Below are 14,951 nucleotides of genomic sequence, written 5' to 3'. Positions count from 1 at the left end.
GGACTGGCTCCGGGACAACATCATGGATGACCACCGGCGCGGCGCTGGTCGATGCACTCGTGGGCATAGGCCACGTCCGCCAGGCGGGTGAATTGTGTGGCCAGGCGCAACGGCGCCTCTTCATCGGCAAACAGCGGTGGCGGTAATCGCAGGCTGAGCCGGCGCAGGGTCTGGAGCAGTGTCGAGCGTTCACGGTGGGCACTGAGCAGCACACCCTCCCCCAACGCGCCGAGCAACAGCTGGTCGAGTTCGTCGGGGTAGGCCAGCACGCCGAACAGGAACACCAGCCAATCGGACTCATCGGGGTTGTGTCGGCAGATGAGTGCATCGCCGAGCAGCGCGCCGATAAACAGTTCATCGGCCGAGCGCAGGCGCTTGAGGTCGGTCACCCGGGCCAGCAGTTGGCCGAACTCGGTGCGCGAGCAACTGGGGTCCTGGGCGCTTATATCAGTGAGCAGCGCGGCTTCGATGAAGGCCAGCACATTCATGCGCTGTGCCGGGCCGTACAGGGCAATCCAGTCCTGGTAGCAACTGAGCGGGCCGTCGTCGGACTCGAGGAAATCCCGGTAGGTCTCACGCAACAGGCCGGCCCGCACCGCCATGCTCTTGCCGAACAGCCTGGCCTTGAGCGCGGCGTTGATCCCGGCGTTCATACGCTTGGGAGAGCCTTGGGCAATCACCGTCTGCAAGAGCGTTTCGAGCCGCTGCCGTGTGCGCGTTTCCAATGTCCTTCGGCGCAACAACGCCCGCAGCACCAGCGCCAGGTCGCTGTCATCGGGGAACAGTTGTCGCGCCATTTGCAGCAGCCAGGCGACGGTTTTATCCGCCAGCCGCGCCAGGCTCAGCACCTGTCGCGCCTTGGGCACGGTGTCGTCCTCCAGCACGCGTTCGAAGGTGTCGGTCAGCCCCTCGGACTTTTGCTCGAACAAGCGCCGGCCACGAAACTGCGTCAGCGCGGCTGACAATTCGTCGCTGATCTGCACGAGGCGCTGCGCCACCGCCGCCGTTGCGCTGTCGTCCAGCCCCGTCTCGGCCTCCATTTGCGTCTGGGGATGTTCGGCGGCCTTCTCGGCATTCAGGCGAGCCTGGGCCGCTCGCCCTCCCAGGGAGATCGGCGGCAGGATCATGGTTCTGACAATCGAAAATAGGAGCGGCGCAGGCGCTCATACTGCTCCGGGCTCAGCAATTGCGCGCCGTGTTCGACGGTGGCGGGTTCAAAGCCGTCGCGAATCTCCTTGGGCTGGATCAGGAACACCCGCACGGTGTTGGCCGAACGGTTCTGACGATAGCTGAACAAGCGTCCGATCCACGGAATCGAACCCAACACCGGTACGCGTCCGATTTGTTCGCCGTGGTCATCGCGGGTGAAGCCGCCCACCAGCAGGCTCTTGCCCTGGGGCACCCGCGCCACCGTACTGATGCGGGTACGGCCAACCGTGGGCAACGCGCCCAGGCGTTCGCCCTGCCCCGAATCGACTTCATTGCCGTCCTCTATATTGAGCGACATCTCGATCTCGTCCGCCTGGGCGAAACGCGGCAGTACGCTCACCAGCGTGCCGTAGGTCACGTGTTGCAGATCGACACTGCGCTCGCCGACCAGCGGGGCATAAAACGTGCGGTTGTTGTCGAAGATCGCCGGCACGTTCTCCTGGGTCAGGATGACCGGGCGCGAAACCACATTCGCTCGCTGGGTCCGCTCCATCGCCATGACCTGGGTCACGAACGATGCGCCATCGAGGGTGGTCGCCGAGCCAGCGTTGAGCGATGCGCTGAAGGTGCCCCCGGACTTCACGGCGCCTTGCCAGTTGATGCCCAACTGATTGAGTTCATCCTTGTGCAGATCGATGATCCACAACGACAGCTCGACATGTCGTTTCGGCGTATCCAGGGCATTGACCAGGTTTTCGATAAAGCGCACCTGCTCCGGCAGGCCCTTGATCAACAGGCTGTTGGTGTCCGGGTAGGCCACCACCCGGATGTTGCCGGCGGCCACCTCGCGCGCAAGGATGCGCGGCGCCGTTGGATCTTGTTCCGAGGATGTGTTTGCCAGGCCCTCCAGGGGAAACACCGGCATCGCTCCCCGCGCTCGCGGCTCGGGGGCTTGCGCCACCGACGGCTCGACCTGGTGCTTTTCGCCGCGCAACAATGCCTCGATCACCGTGGCCAGCCCGGGAATGGTCACTTTGTCGTCGCGCAGTTCATATTGACGGTCGTTGACGAAGGTATTGCGCACATGGATGACGCCAATCTGTTGCTTGCCGAGCAGCAGTTCGGAGCGCTGGTTGTCCATCAACCCCGCCGCTTGCAGCACCAGGTCGACGTAGATGGGCGGCCCGGAGACGTGAAACGTGCGCAACCCATCAGTGCGTAGCGGATAGCGCGCATCATGCAGCCCGGACTGCTTGAGAAACCCCAGCAGCTTGGCCACGGTCAAGGTCTGCAACGAGGCCATGGCGCTTTTGATTTCCGAGGCGTCATAGAGGTAAATCGCCTGGCCATCGCTGTACCAGATCAGCCCCATCTGCACGCTGATGCGTTCAAAAGTCTGTTGCGGCGTGCGCAGGTCGAACGTACCGCCAATCCGCTTGGTGGCGGCGGCCTTGCTGACAATGACCGGCTTGCCCAACGACCCGGACAATTCGCTGAAGAAGGTGCGCGCGCTCTGTTCACGGGCTTCGAAGGTATAGACATCGGCCCGCGCGGCAACGGGCACGAGCAGCGACACGGTGCTCAAGCAGACGGATAAAAGGGACAGGGATATCCATCGGCGACTCATCGGATCAATGACCGGAAAGATAAGTGATGTCAGCGAGATTGCTGGGGGCAAAGCCCACCAATTCGCGGACTTCCTTGGAGAAATGCGAAGAAGAGGCAAAGCCGAACTCCAGTGCCACATCGGTCAGCGAGCCGCCTTGAAGGCTCATGTTCAACAGTGCCTGGGCCGTGCGCCAGCCACGCAGGACCGGCTTGGCCGCACTGCCCAGGGCCTGTCGGCAAAGCCTGCGAAAATGCGAAACCGATACGCCATAACGCTGCGCCAGGGTCTGCAGTTTTTCGCTGCGGGTGCCCTGCGCCAACAAAAACCGCACGAGCCCGTAGCTCTCGTGATGACGCAGCAGGTTGGCAACCGCGTGATAATCCGGCGTTCCGCCCATCGCTTGCTCGATGTACCAGCGCTCGAGCCGTTCCCCGGATCCAACGATCTCATCCTCCACCGGTAACACTGCCCACGGCGCAACCTCCGTTCCCTGGCTGGCGAAGGCATCGCTCATGTCGAAAAAAGCCTGCAGCTTCACCAGCGGCGCTGCGCAAACCGGCAATACGTGCAGCTCGCCGCCGGTGAATTGCAACGAATCGCGCAACACCAGCAATCCTTGCCAGCCGACCGGCAAGCAGCGGTCGAGCCCAAGCCCCCCGGCGTCCAGTCGAACCGGGCTTTGGGCGACACGCAGGTACAGCACGCGTTCGCGCAGATCAGGCCATGCCGTGGCGCGAATGGATTTGTTTTGCACAGCCGTCTCCTTTGCTACGTGGCGGTGGAAGCAGCGACAGGATGGAAGACTGGGCGCCTTGAATCTTGATGGAAAGGTGATGGGCAACCGGGCTGGCATATGCCTTGCACCATTACTGTTCATCGGCGCTCATGCCAACGGCGGAATGCGTGCCACACTGTTTTTAGGGACAACGGCGTCGTCATCCGGTCCTGCTCCGGCAGTCCTCGGGTGCGGCGCTTTTTTTATGTGAAAGGTGATGCGCGATGAATGAAGTTCCAGCCAATCCCCTGGCCTGGGTCAACGGCAGCGATGCCCCGGAAAAGAGCGCGGTCAACCTTGGCTTCATGGCTTTGAGCGACTGCGCCCCGGTGGTCGTGGCCGCGACCCAAGGTTTCGCCCAACCCTACGGCCTGACCCTGAACCTCAAGCGCCAGGCGTCCTGGGCCAACCTGCGGGACAAGCTGGTGAGCGGTGAAATCGACGCCGCCCACAGCCTGTACGGCCTGATCTATGCCGTGCACCTGGGCATCGGCGGCGTCGCATCGACCGACATGGCGGTGCTGATGGGGCTGAACCAGAACGGCCAGAGCATCAACCTGTCCCATGGCCTCCAGGCCCAGGGCGTGACCAGTCCTGAAGCACTGGAACGGCACGTGCACCAAACTCGCCCGAAACTGACCTTCGCCCAGACCTTCCCCACCGGCACCCACGCCATGTGGCTGTATTACTGGCTCGCCGCCCAGGGCATCCACCCCTTGTCGGATGTCGACAGCGTGGTGGTGCCGCCGCCGCAAATGATTGCGCACCTGCAAGCTGGGCGTATCGATGGGTTTTGCGTCGGCGAGCCTTGGTGCGCCAGCGCGGTGAAGCAGAACCTCGGCTTCACCCTGGCGACCACCCAGACCATCTGGCCCGACCACCCGGAAAAAGTCCTGGGCTGCACCCGCGCGTTCGTCGAGCAATACCCCAATACCGCCCGGGCCTTGGTCATGGCGATCCTCGAAGCCAGTCGCTTTATCGAACAAAGCCCGGAAAACCGGCGCAGCACCGCACAATTGTTGAGCGCGCCCGAATATCTCGACGCGCCGCTGGACTGCATCGAGCCGCGCCTGCTGGGCATCTATGCCGACGGCTTGGGCAATAGCTGGCAGGATCCTCACGCGATGCGCTTCCATGGCAACGGCGAGGTGAACCTGCCGTACCTGTCCGACGGCATGTGGTTCATGACCCAGTTCCGTCGCTGGGGCCTGTTGCGCGAAGACCCGGATTACCTGGCCGTGGCGCAGGAAGTCCAGCAACTCAAGCTGTACCGTGAAGCCTGCGCGGCGCTGGACATCGCGTCCCCGCGCCAGGACATGCGCAGCAGCCAACTGATCGACGGCACCATTTGGGACGGCTCGGATCCGGCCGGGTACGCCCGCAGCTTCAAACTGCACGCCTTGAGCGATGCGGCTCCCCTTCTCGCCAGCCGCTGACAGGAGCCACGACCATGCTGCGTATCCTGCTGATCAACGACACGGCGAAAAAAGTCGGCCGTCTCAAGGCCGCCCTGATTGAAGCCGGCTTCGAAGTCATCGATGAATCCGGCTTGACCATCGACCTGCCGGCGCGCGTCGAAACGGTGCGTCCGGACGTGATCCTGATCGATACCGAGTCACCCGGGCGCGATGTGATGGAGCAAGTGGTACTGGTCAGCCGCGACCAACCACGACCGATCGTCATGTTTACCGACGAGCACGACCCCAATGTGATGCGCCAGGCGATCAAGTCAGGCGTGAGCGCCTACATCGTCGAAGGCATCCACGCCGCGCGCCTGCAACCGATCCTCGACGTCGCCATGGCCCGCTTCGAAAGCGACCAGGCCCTGCGCGCCCAACTCCTGGCCCGCGACCAGCAACTGGCCGAACGCAAGCGCATCGAACTGGCCAAGGGCATGCTGATGAAGATGAAGGAATGCAACGAAGAACAGGCCTACACCCTGATGCGCCGCCAGGCCATGAGCCGCCAGCAGAAGCTGATCCAGGTGGCGGAGCAGATCATTGCCATGAATGAGTTGCTGGGCTGAAAGCCCTGTAGCGCCTGGCCTGCCCCCATCGCGAGCAGGCTCGCTCCCACAGGTCCTGTAGCCACTGAAGTTCCAATGTGGGAGCGGGTTTGCTCGCGAAAGCGGCTTTCCATTCAACATCGATGTCGACTGACCGGACGCCTTCGCGAGCAAGCCCGCTCCCACAGGTATTGTGTCCACTAACGATCCATTGTGGGAGCGAGCCTGCTCGCGATAGGCCTCCCCACAATCTCCGGGTTGGCACAGATCTCGCTTAAGCAATCCCACAGGTAACCAACGGCGGTTGCCCCACCTACGACAAAGACGTCGCACACCCTCCTTGCCTTTCTGGCGATCCGGGTTGCGGCGTTTTTTTGTTTTGGCCTCTCGGGGCCGGTGGTGCGACCACAGACGGCGCACTGCTCAAAGCACTGACTCATTTCTCGAGACTTTTACAGCTGAGGTGCGCGATGAATTCAAGCTTCTGGAAATCCGGCCACACCCCGACACTGTTCGCGGCCTTCCTTTATTTCGACCTGAGTTTCATGGTCTGGTACCTGCTCGGCCCACTGGCGGTACAGATCTCTGCCGACCTGCACCTGACCACCCAACAACGCGGCCTGATGGTCGCGACGCCAATCCTGGCCGGCGCCGTACTGCGCTTGTTCATGGGCTTGCTGGCCGACCGGATCTCGCCAAAGACCGCCGGCATGGTGGGCCAGGTGATCGTGATCGGCGCGCTGTTCTGCGCCTGGAAACTGGGCATCCACAGCTATGAACAAGCCTTGCTGCTGGGCCTGTTCCTCGGTGTGGCCGGCGCCTCGTTCGCCGTGGCCCTGCCGCTGGCGTCCCAGTGGTATCCACCACAACACCAAGGCAAGGCCATGGGCATCGCCGGTGCCGGTAACTCGGGCACCGTGCTCGCGGCGCTGATCGCACCGGTCATGGCGGTGGCCTTCGGCTGGACCAACGTGTTCGGCTTCGCGCTGATCCCGCTGGTGCTGACCCTGGTGCTCTTCGCCTGGCTGGCCAAGAACGCCCCCGAGCGGCCAAAAGCCAAATCCATGGCCGACTACCTCAAGGCCCTGGGCGACCGGGACAGCTGGTGGTTCATGTTCTTCTACAGCGTGACCTTCGGTGGTTTCATCGGCCTGGCCAGCGCCCTGCCCGGCTACTTCAACGACCAGTACGGCCTGAGTCCGGTCACCGCCGGCTACTACACCGCCGCCTGCGTCTTCGGTGGCAGTCTGATGCGTCCGTTGGGTGGCGCCCTGGCGGATCGTTTCGGTGGCATCCGCACCTTGCTCGGTATGTACACCGTTGCTGCGGTCTGCATCGCGGCGGTGGGCTTCAATCTGCCGAGTTCCTACGCGGCCCTGGCCCTGTTCGTCTGCACCATGCTCGGTTTGGGTGCGGGCAACGGCGCGGTATTCCAACTGGTGCCACAACGTTTCCGTCGCGAAATCGGCGTGATGACCGGGCTGATCGGCATGGCCGGCGGCATCGGTGGCTTCGCCCTGGCGGCGGGCATGGGCGCGATCAAACAGAGCACCGGTAGCTATCAACTGGCCCTGTGGTTGTTCGCCAGCCTCGGTGTCCTGGCCTGGTTCGGCCTGCACGGCGTCAAGCGTCGCTGGAGAACCACTTGGGGTTCGGCCGCTGTCACCGCTGCCCGGGTATAACCTGCAACCATGAGCCTGCAATTGAGCTTCGCCGAAGCCAGTGCCATCGGCCCGCGGGAAGAAAACCAGGACGCCCTGCGCCTGGTCACCCCGGCCCCGGCCCTGGCCGCCAGCAAGGGTTACCTGTTCGCCATCGCCGACGGCGTGAGCCAATGCGCCGATGGCGGGCTGGCGGCCCGTTCGACCTTGCAGGCGCTGGCCCTGGACTACTACTCCACACCGCAGACCTGGGGCGTGGCCCAGGCGCTGGATCGCTTGCTGCTGGCGCAGAATCGCTGGCTGCAGGCCAACGGTGGCGGGCAGCCGCTGCTCACCACCGTCAGCGCCCTGGTGCTGCGGGGCCGACGCTTCACCCTCGCCCACGTCGGCGATTGCCGGGTCTATCGCTGGCACGCCGATCACTTGCAACGGGTCAGCGAGGATCACGTCTGGGAACAACAGGGCATGCAACATGTGCTCAAGCGTGCCCTGGGCCTGGATCAACACCTGATCCTGGACTTCCTCGACGGTGAGTTACGCACCGACGAAACCTTCGTGCTGCTCAGCGACGGCGTCTGGGCAGTCCTGGGGGACACGGCCATCGCCGGCATCCTTCGCGACCAGCCGGACCTCGACCTTGCGGCGCAGACGCTGGTCAATGCCGCGCACCTGGCTGGTAGCCAGGACAACGCCAGCGCCTTGTTGGTGCGGGTCGATGCCGTGGGCGAAGCGAGCATCGGCGATGCTCTGATCCAACTGCAGCAATGGCCTCTTCCGCCGACATTGAAACCGAGCCAGGTATTCGAAGGCTGGCACATCGAAAGCCTGCTCGGCCATAGCCAACAATCGTTGCTCTATCGGGTACACGACGGTCAGGGCCAGCCGTGGTTGCTGAAAACCTTGCCAACTCAGTTGCGCGACGATAGCCGGGCCGGACAGGCATTGCTCTCGGAAGAATGGTTTCTCAAACGGGTCGCCGGGCGGCAATTTCCCGAGGTCCATGGCGTTCCCCAGCGTCAGCATCTCTACTACGTGATGCGCGAGTATCCGGGCGTGACCCTGGCCGAGCTGTTCAACCAGGACGGGCCACTACCTCTCGCCCAATGGTTGGAGTTGGCGCAGCGACTGGTGCGGGCGGTAGGCCTGTTGCATCGAAGGCAGATCTACCACCGCGACATCAAGCCGGAAAACCTGCACCTGGGCGACGACGGGGAATTGCGCTTGCTGGATTTCGGCCTGGCGTACTGCCCGGGCCTGTCCGAGGACCAGGCCAACGTGCTACCCGGTACCCCCAGCTACATTGCCCCAGAAGCCTTCGCCGGCACCGCGCCAACCGCGCAGCAGGATTTGTATGCCGTCGGTGTGACCTTGTATTTCCTGCTGACCGGGCATTATCCCTACGGCGAAATCGAAGCCTTCCAACGCCCGCGCTTTGGCGTGCCGGTCGGTGCCAGCCGCTATCGGCCGGACTTGCCCGAATGGCTCGGGCAAAGCCTGGAGCGCGCCGTCGCGGCGGATCCGGACCAGCGCTTTGAAACCGCCGAAGAATGGTTGTTGCTGCTGGAACAGGGCGAGCGCCGCAGCTTGAGCGTCAGGCCCAGGCCGTTGCTGGAAAGAGAACCGTTGAAGGTCTGGCGGACGTTGGCGCTGGTATCGTTGGTGGTGAACATCGTGCTGTTGTTTCTGGTATTTCATGGCTGAAATCCAGTTGCGCCCATCGCGAGCAGGCTCGCTCCCACAGGTTTTGTGGCCACCACAGATCCAGTGTGGGAGCGGGCTTGCTCGCGAAGGCGGCGGCACATTCAGCATTGATGCAAGCTGATCCACCGCGTTCGCGAGCAAGCCCGCTCCCACAGGGGATTTGCTTGGTATGCAGTTGCAGCATGCACTGAAGCCCTCTGTGGGAGCGAGCCTGCTCGCGATGGCGGCCTAGCTGCCACTACAAAGCTATCGGCTACCACGCTCCATTACCGGGCAACACGCTTTGATTCGGTGCAATAAATCCCTCTTCCCTGCGTGCCATCAGCCGCTCCCCCAATAAATCCGTGCCCCAGAGCCACTTGGCACAACCACTGCATAACCTCTCTCACCATACATACAGCAACGCCTCCAACGATGAAGGCGGTGCTTCCCGAGAGAACGGGACCAGGACAAAGGCGTCCTCGCTAGGCAACTAGCGGGACGCCTTTTTTTGTTTTCGAAAAAATTGCCGAGCCAGCCCGATCACCGTGATGAAACGGGCCTGAACTTGCGGAGAACCCTGATGAAAAAACTCAAACTGGTAATGATCGGCAACGGCATGGCCGGGGTTCGAACCCTCGAGGAACTGCTCAAGCTGAGCAACGAGCTGTACGACATCACGGTATTCGGTGCCGAGCCCCACACCAACTACAACCGCATCCTGCTCTCGCCGGTACTGGCCGGCGAGCAGACCTTCGAAGAGATCGTGCTCAACGACCTGAGCTGGTACCTGGACAACAACATCAAGCTGCTGCTCAACCGCAAAGTGGTGGAAATCGACCGGGTCAAGCGCCGGGTCATCGCCGAAGACGGCAGCGAAGCCGAATATGACCGCCTGCTGATCGCCACCGGTTCCACGCCCTTTATCCTGCCGATCCCCGGCAACACCCTGGACGGCGTGATCGGCTACCGCGACATCGCCGACACCCAGGCCATGATCAACACCGCCAAGACCCACAAGCACGCGGTGGTGATCGGCGGCGGCCTGCTCGGCCTCGAAGCCGCCAACGGCCTGAAGCTGCGGGGCATGGACGTGACCGTGGTGCACTTGGGTGAATGGCTGCTGGAGCGACAACTGGACAAGACCAGCGGCCAACTGCTGCAAACCGCCTTGGAGAACCGTGGCCTGAAATTTCGCCTCAGCGAACAGACCCAGGCCCTGCACGACGCCGGCAACGGCCGGGTCGGCTCGGTCCAGTTCAAGAACGGTGACATCATTCCTGCGGACCTGGTGGTGATGGCCGCCGGCATCCGGCCCAACACCGAGTTGGCGGAAAAGTCCGGCATCCCGTGCAACCGCGGGATCCTGGTCAACGACACGATGCAGACCTACGACCCGCGCATCTACGCCATCGGTGAATGCGCCAGCCACCGTGGCACCGCCTACGGCTTGGTGGCACCACTGTTCGAACAGGCCAAGGTCTGCGCCAACCACCTCGCACAACTGGGCTTCGCCACTTACAAGGGCTCGGTCACTTCGACCAAGTTGAAAGTCACCGGCATCGACCTGTTCTCCGCTGGCGACTTCATGGGCGGCGAAGGCACCGAGACCATCACCCTCTCCGACCCCATTGGCGGCGTCTACAAAAAACTGGTGATCAAGGACGACGTGCTGGTCGGTGCCTGCCTGTACGGCGATACCGCGGACGGCGGCTGGTACTTCCGCCAGATCCGCGAGAACCACACCATCAGCGAGATCCGCGATCACCTGATGTTTGGGGAAAACGCTCTCGGCGACGTAGGCCACCAGGGCCAGGACAAAGCCATGAGCATGGCCGACAGCGCCGAAGTCTGCGGCTGCAACGGCGTGTGCAAAGGCACCATCGTCAAGGCGATCCAGGAGCACGGGCTGTTCAGCGTCGACGACGTGAAAAAACACACCAAGGCCGCCAGTTCCTGCGGTTCTTGCGCCGGCCTGGTGGAGCAGATCCTGATCAACACCGTGGGCGGCGCGGCGGACGTCAAGCCGAAAAGCGAAAAAGCCATCTGCGGTTGCAGCGACCTCAACCACGGCCAGATCCGCCAAGCGATCCGCGACCAGCATCTGCTGACCATCGCCGGGGCCATGAGCTACCTGAACTGGCGCACGCCGAACGGCTGCGCCACCTGCCGCCCGGCGTTGAACTACTACCTGATTTCAACCTGGCCCGGCGAAGCCCATGACGACCCGCAATCGCGCCTGATCAACGAGCGCGCCCACGCCAACATCCAGAAAGATGGCACCTACTCCGTGGTTCCACGGATGTGGGGTGGCGTGACCAATCCGGCGGAGCTGCGGCGCATCGCCGACGTGGCCGACAAGTACAACGTGCCGATGGTCAAGGTCACTGGCGGGCAGCGCATCGATTTGCTGGGGATCAAGAAGCAGGACTTGCCTGGCGTGTGGAAAGACCTCGACATGCCCTCCGGGCACGCCTACGGCAAGTCCATCCGCACCGTGAAGACCTGCGTGGGCAGTGAGTTCTGCCGCTTCGGCACGCAGAACTCGACCCAATTGGGTATCGAGCTGGAGCACGACCTGTTCAACATGTGGTCGCCCCACAAGGTCAAGCTGGCCGTTTCCGGTTGCCCACGCAACTGCTCGGAAGCGGGGATCAAGGACGTCGGCATTATCGGTGTCGATTCCGGCTGGGAGATGTACATCGGTGGCAACGGCGGGATCAAGACCGAGGTCGCCGAGTTTTTCGTCAAGCTCAAGACCGCCGAAGAAGTGCGTGAATACAACGGCGCCTTCCTGCAGCTGTACCGCGAGGAAGCCTTCTACCTCGAACGCACCGTGCACTACATGCAGCGGGTCGGCATGGAACACATCAAGAAAGCCGTGCTCGAAGACCCCGAGCGGCGCAAGGCCCTCCACGAACGCCTGAAGTTTTCCCTGTCGCTGGAACAGGACCCGTGGAAACAGCGCCTGGAACAGCCCCAGCTGAAAAAAGAGTTTGAAGTCATCCCCGTGAAAAACCTGGAGGTGCCGGCATGAACTGGTTGGATATCTGCGCCCTGGAAGAGATCAATATTCTCGGTTCGCGCATCATCAATGGCCCGAAAGGCGATATCGCGATTTTCCGCACCAGCGATGATGAGGTGTTCGCACTCGATGACCGTTGCCCGCACAAGGGCGGCCCGCTGTCCCAAGGTTTGGTCTACGGCAAGCGCGTGGCCTGCCCGCTGCACAACTGGCAGATCGACCTGGAAACCGGCCAGGCCCAGGCCCCGGACGTGGGCTGCGCCCATCACCATTCGGCCCGGGTCGAAAACGGCCGGGTGCAGCTGGCCCTGCGGGACGCAAGCTGATGGACCGCCAGATCACTGCCTCGACCTGCTGTTATTGCGGGGTCGGTTGCGGCGTCCTGATCGAGCATGACGGCGAGCGCATCCTCGGCGTCAGCGGCGATCCCGCCCATCCGGCCAACTTCGGCAAACTGTGCAGCAAAGGCTCCACGCTGCACCTGACCGGCGACCTCGCCGCGCGCGCCCTCTATCCGGAACTGCGCCTGGGCAAAGGCCTGGCCCGAGCCCGCAGCGACTGGGACAGCGCCCTGGATCACGCCGCCAGCGTCTTCGCCGAGACCATCACCGAACACGGCCCCGACAGCGTGGCGTTCTACATCTCCGGCCAATTGCTGACCGAGGATTACTACGCCTTCAACAAACTCGCCCGGGCATTGGTGGGCACCAACAACATCGACAGCAATTCGCGGCTGTGCATGTCCTCCGCCGTGGTGGGCTACAAGCGCAGCCTCGGTGCCGACGCCCCACCCTGCAGCTACGAAGACCTGGAACTGAGCGACTGCGTGATGATCGTTGGCAGTAACATGGCCTACGCCCATCCCATCCTGTTTCGCCGCCTCGAAGAAGCTAAATCCCGCCGGCCGCAGATGAAAATCATCGTCATCGACCCGCGGCGCACCGACACCTGCGACCTGGCGGACCTGCACCTGGCGATCCTGCCCGGTACCGATGTCGCCTTGTTCCATGGGATTTTGCACCTGCTGCTGTGGGAAGACTGGGTCGACCGCGACTTCATCAAGGCTCATACCGAAGGCCTGGCGGACCTGAAGAACCTGGTTCGCGACTACACCCCGGCGATGGTCGCGCAGTTGTGCGGCATCAGCGTCGAACAGTTGCATCAGTGCGCCGAATGGGTCGGCACCTCGCCGAGCTTCCTGTCGCTGTGGTGCATGGGCCTGAACCAGTCCACCGCTGGCAGCGCCAAGAACAGCGCGTTGATCAACCTGCATTTGGCCACCGGGCAAATCGGTCGCCCCGGCGCCGGCCCTTTCTCGCTGACCGGCCAACCCAATGCCATGGGCGGCCGGGAAACCGGCAGCCTGTCGAATCTGCTGCCGGGCCATCGTGAAGCGGCCAACCCGGAGCATCGCGCCGAAGTCGCCCGCTACTGGGGCGTCGAGCAATTGCCCGCCACCACCGGTTTGAGCGCCATCGAGCTGTTCGAGCAGGTTCGCAGCGGCAAGATCAAGGCCTTGTGGATCGCCTGCACCAACCCGGCCCAATCGATGCCAGACCAGACGGCGGTACGTGAAGCGCTGCAAGCCTGCCCATTCGTGGTGTTGCAGGAAGCCTTCCGCACCACCGAGACCGCTGCCTTTGCCGACCTGTTGCTGCCGGCGGCCAGTTGGGGCGAGAAAGAAGGCTCGGTGACCAACTCCGAACGGCGGATTTCCCACGTCCGTCGGGCCATCGGCGCACCGGGGGAAGCTCGTCCGGACTGGGCAATCACCGTGGATTTCGCACAACGCCTGGAGAAACGCCTGCGCCCGGGCCAGCCCAGCCTGTTCGCCTTTGACACCCCGGCCCAACTGTTCGATGAATACAAACAGCTGACCCGTGGCCGCGACCTGGACTTGTCCGGCATCAGCCACGCCCTGATCGATCAACTCGGCCCACAACAATGGCCCTTCCCCGAGGGTGCGACGGTCGGAACGGCGCGCCTGTACATGGACGGGATTTTCCCCACCGACAGCGGTCGCGCCCGGTTTGTGGCCGACCCCTATCGGGCCGCCAAGGAACTGCGTGACGCCCGCTACCCATTGACCCTGAACACCGGCCGCTTGCGTGACCAATGGCACGGCATGAGCCGCACCGGTACCGCCGCGCAGTTGTTCGGTCATGTGAACGAAGCGGTACTCAGCCTGCATCCCGACGAACTGCTCCGGCATCGCCTGCAGGCGGGCGACCTGGTCAGCCTCAAAAGCCGGCGTGGCAGCGTGATCGTGGCCGTGGACAGCGACGACAGCGTGCGCCCCGGCCAGGCGTTCCTGCCCATGCATTGGGGCGACCGGTTCCTCAAGGGCGGGGTCAACACTCTGACTCAACCGGCCTTCGATCCGTTGTCGAAACAACCGGAACTCAAGCACAGCGGCGTACGCCTGGAGCCGGTGAACCTGCCTTGGCAGCTTTTCGCCTTGATCGAAGGTGATGTTCAACAGCATTTGGAGGCCTTGCGCCCCCTGTGTGAGGCGTTTTCCTACGTCAGCCTCAGCCTGACCGGCCGTGAGCGTCCCGCGTTGCTGATTCGCGCGGCCAGCGCTGTTGCCCCCGAACCGCAACTGCTCCAGGCGATCGACGAGCAACTGGGGCTGATCGAGGGGCCAGTATTGGCTTATGACGACCCGCGTCGCTCCATCGGTAAACGGGTTCGAATCGAAAACGGCCGCATCACCGCCATTCGCCTGGCTGGCGAAACCCTGGCTCGACACTGGCTGCAGAACCTGTGGCTGGAAGGTCGTGCCGATGAACAACTGCGGCGCTGGCTGCTGGCGCCTCTGAGCGCACCGCCGGGCAATGTCGGCGCCACGACGGGGGGCAGCAAAACCCTGTGCAACTGCATGAACGTCAGCCAGCGCGCGATCTGCGCGGGCATTGAGCGTGGCCTGGACTTGCAGGGGCTGAAACAGGAACTGGGCTGTGGCACGCAATGCGGTTCCTGCGTACCGGAAATCAAGCGCCTGCTGGTCGCCACTGCGCAACCGCTGGCGGCTATCTCATGAGGAA

At 63.1% G+C, this 14,951-nt stretch carries 10 protein-coding genes; 7 read left to right on the top strand and 3 right to left on the bottom strand.

Annotation, left to right across the window (positions count from 1 at the left end):
- Positions 1–20 precede the first annotated feature (20 nt).
- From sctW to AC30D9_RS17395, 3 genes are read right to left on the bottom strand one after another with little or no spacing between them, the layout of a single operon-like run.
- Positions 21–1,127, bottom strand: a complete 1,107-nt coding sequence (sctW, locus tag AC30D9_RS17405) for a type III secretion system gatekeeper subunit SctW (RefSeq protein WP_490144457.1) — start codon at positions 1,125–1,127, stop codon at positions 21–23.
- A complete protein-coding gene (gene sctC, locus AC30D9_RS17400; protein WP_490144456.1) occupies positions 1,124–2,776 on the bottom strand; it encodes a type III secretion system outer membrane ring subunit SctC in 1,653 nt (550 codons plus the stop codon). The genes sctW and sctC overlap by 4 nt, the downstream gene beginning before the upstream one ends.
- Before the next feature lie 4 nt (positions 2,777–2,780).
- Complete coding sequence (locus AC30D9_RS17395; protein WP_490144455.1) at positions 2,781–3,512, bottom strand: helix-turn-helix domain-containing protein; 732 nt, start codon at positions 3,510–3,512, stop codon at positions 2,781–2,783.
- 245 nt (positions 3,513–3,757) lie between these two features.
- Between AC30D9_RS17395 and AC30D9_RS17390 the strand changes: the two genes are divergently transcribed.
- From AC30D9_RS17390 to AC30D9_RS17360, 7 genes are all read left to right on the top strand, one after another.
- Positions 3,758–4,969, top strand: coding sequence for a CmpA/NrtA family ABC transporter substrate-binding protein (locus tag AC30D9_RS17390; protein WP_307571423.1), 1,212 nt, complete (start codon positions 3,758–3,760; stop codon positions 4,967–4,969).
- Positions 4,970–4,983: 14 nt separating this feature from the next.
- A complete protein-coding gene (locus AC30D9_RS17385; protein ID WP_003199539.1) occupies positions 4,984–5,559 on the top strand; it encodes an ANTAR domain-containing response regulator in 576 nt (191 codons plus the stop codon).
- A gap of 449 nt (positions 5,560–6,008) precedes the next feature.
- On the top strand, positions 6,009–7,220 hold the full coding sequence (locus AC30D9_RS17380) for a nitrate/nitrite transporter (protein WP_025212688.1): 1,212 nt from the start codon (positions 6,009–6,011) through the stop codon (positions 7,218–7,220).
- Between the two features lie 9 nt (positions 7,221–7,229).
- Positions 7,230–8,900: a bifunctional protein-serine/threonine kinase/phosphatase gene (locus tag AC30D9_RS17375; protein WP_490144454.1), complete on the top strand. Its 1,671-nt coding sequence runs from the start codon at positions 7,230–7,232 to the stop codon at positions 8,898–8,900.
- Positions 8,901–9,462: 562 nt separating this feature from the next.
- Positions 9,463–11,916: a nitrite reductase large subunit NirB gene (gene nirB / locus AC30D9_RS17370; RefSeq protein ID WP_490144453.1), complete on the top strand. Its 2,454-nt coding sequence runs from the start codon at positions 9,463–9,465 to the stop codon at positions 11,914–11,916.
- A complete protein-coding gene (gene nirD / locus AC30D9_RS17365; RefSeq protein ID WP_014337336.1) occupies positions 11,913–12,230 on the top strand; it encodes a nitrite reductase small subunit NirD in 318 nt (105 codons plus the stop codon). The genes nirB and nirD overlap by 4 nt, the downstream gene beginning before the upstream one ends.
- Positions 12,230–14,947 (top strand): nitrate reductase, encoded by a 2,718-nt coding sequence (locus AC30D9_RS17360; protein ID WP_490144452.1) that lies wholly within the window; start codon positions 12,230–12,232, stop codon positions 14,945–14,947. The genes nirD and AC30D9_RS17360 overlap by 1 nt, the downstream gene beginning before the upstream one ends.
- The last annotated feature ends 4 nt before the right edge of the window (positions 14,948–14,951 follow it).

This window comes from Pseudomonas sp. DF11 (genome assembly GCF_058148565.1).
Note: the sequence above shows the minus strand (reverse complement) of the source record. Positions and strands in the feature narration are given on the sequence as shown.

Bases quoted from the DNA above. Each gene is read 5' to 3' on its own strand.
- AC30D9_RS17390 (WP_307571423.1), top strand. From the start codon at position 3,758: ATGAATGAAGTTCCAGCCAATCCCCTGGCCTGGGTCAACGGCAGCGAT.
- nirB (WP_490144453.1), top strand. From the start codon at position 9,463: ATGAAAAAACTCAAACTGGTAATGATCGGCAACGGCATGGCCGGGGTT.
- AC30D9_RS17360 (WP_490144452.1), top strand. From the start codon at position 12,230: ATGGACCGCCAGATCACTGCCTCGACCTGCTGTTATTGCGGGGTCGGT.
- AC30D9_RS17385 (WP_003199539.1), top strand. From the start codon at position 4,984: ATGCTGCGTATCCTGCTGATCAACGACACGGCGAAAAAAGTCGGCCGT.
- AC30D9_RS17380 (WP_025212688.1), top strand. From the start codon at position 6,009: ATGAATTCAAGCTTCTGGAAATCCGGCCACACCCCGACACTGTTCGCG.
- sctC (WP_490144456.1), bottom strand. From the start codon at position 2,776: ATGAGTCGCCGATGGATATCCCTGTCCCTTTTATCCGTCTGCTTGAGC.
- sctW (WP_490144457.1), bottom strand. From the start codon at position 1,127: ATGATCCTGCCGCCGATCTCCCTGGGAGGGCGAGCGGCCCAGGCTCGC.
- nirD (WP_014337336.1), top strand. From the start codon at position 11,913: ATGAACTGGTTGGATATCTGCGCCCTGGAAGAGATCAATATTCTCGGT.
- AC30D9_RS17375 (WP_490144454.1), top strand. From the start codon at position 7,230: ATGAGCCTGCAATTGAGCTTCGCCGAAGCCAGTGCCATCGGCCCGCGG.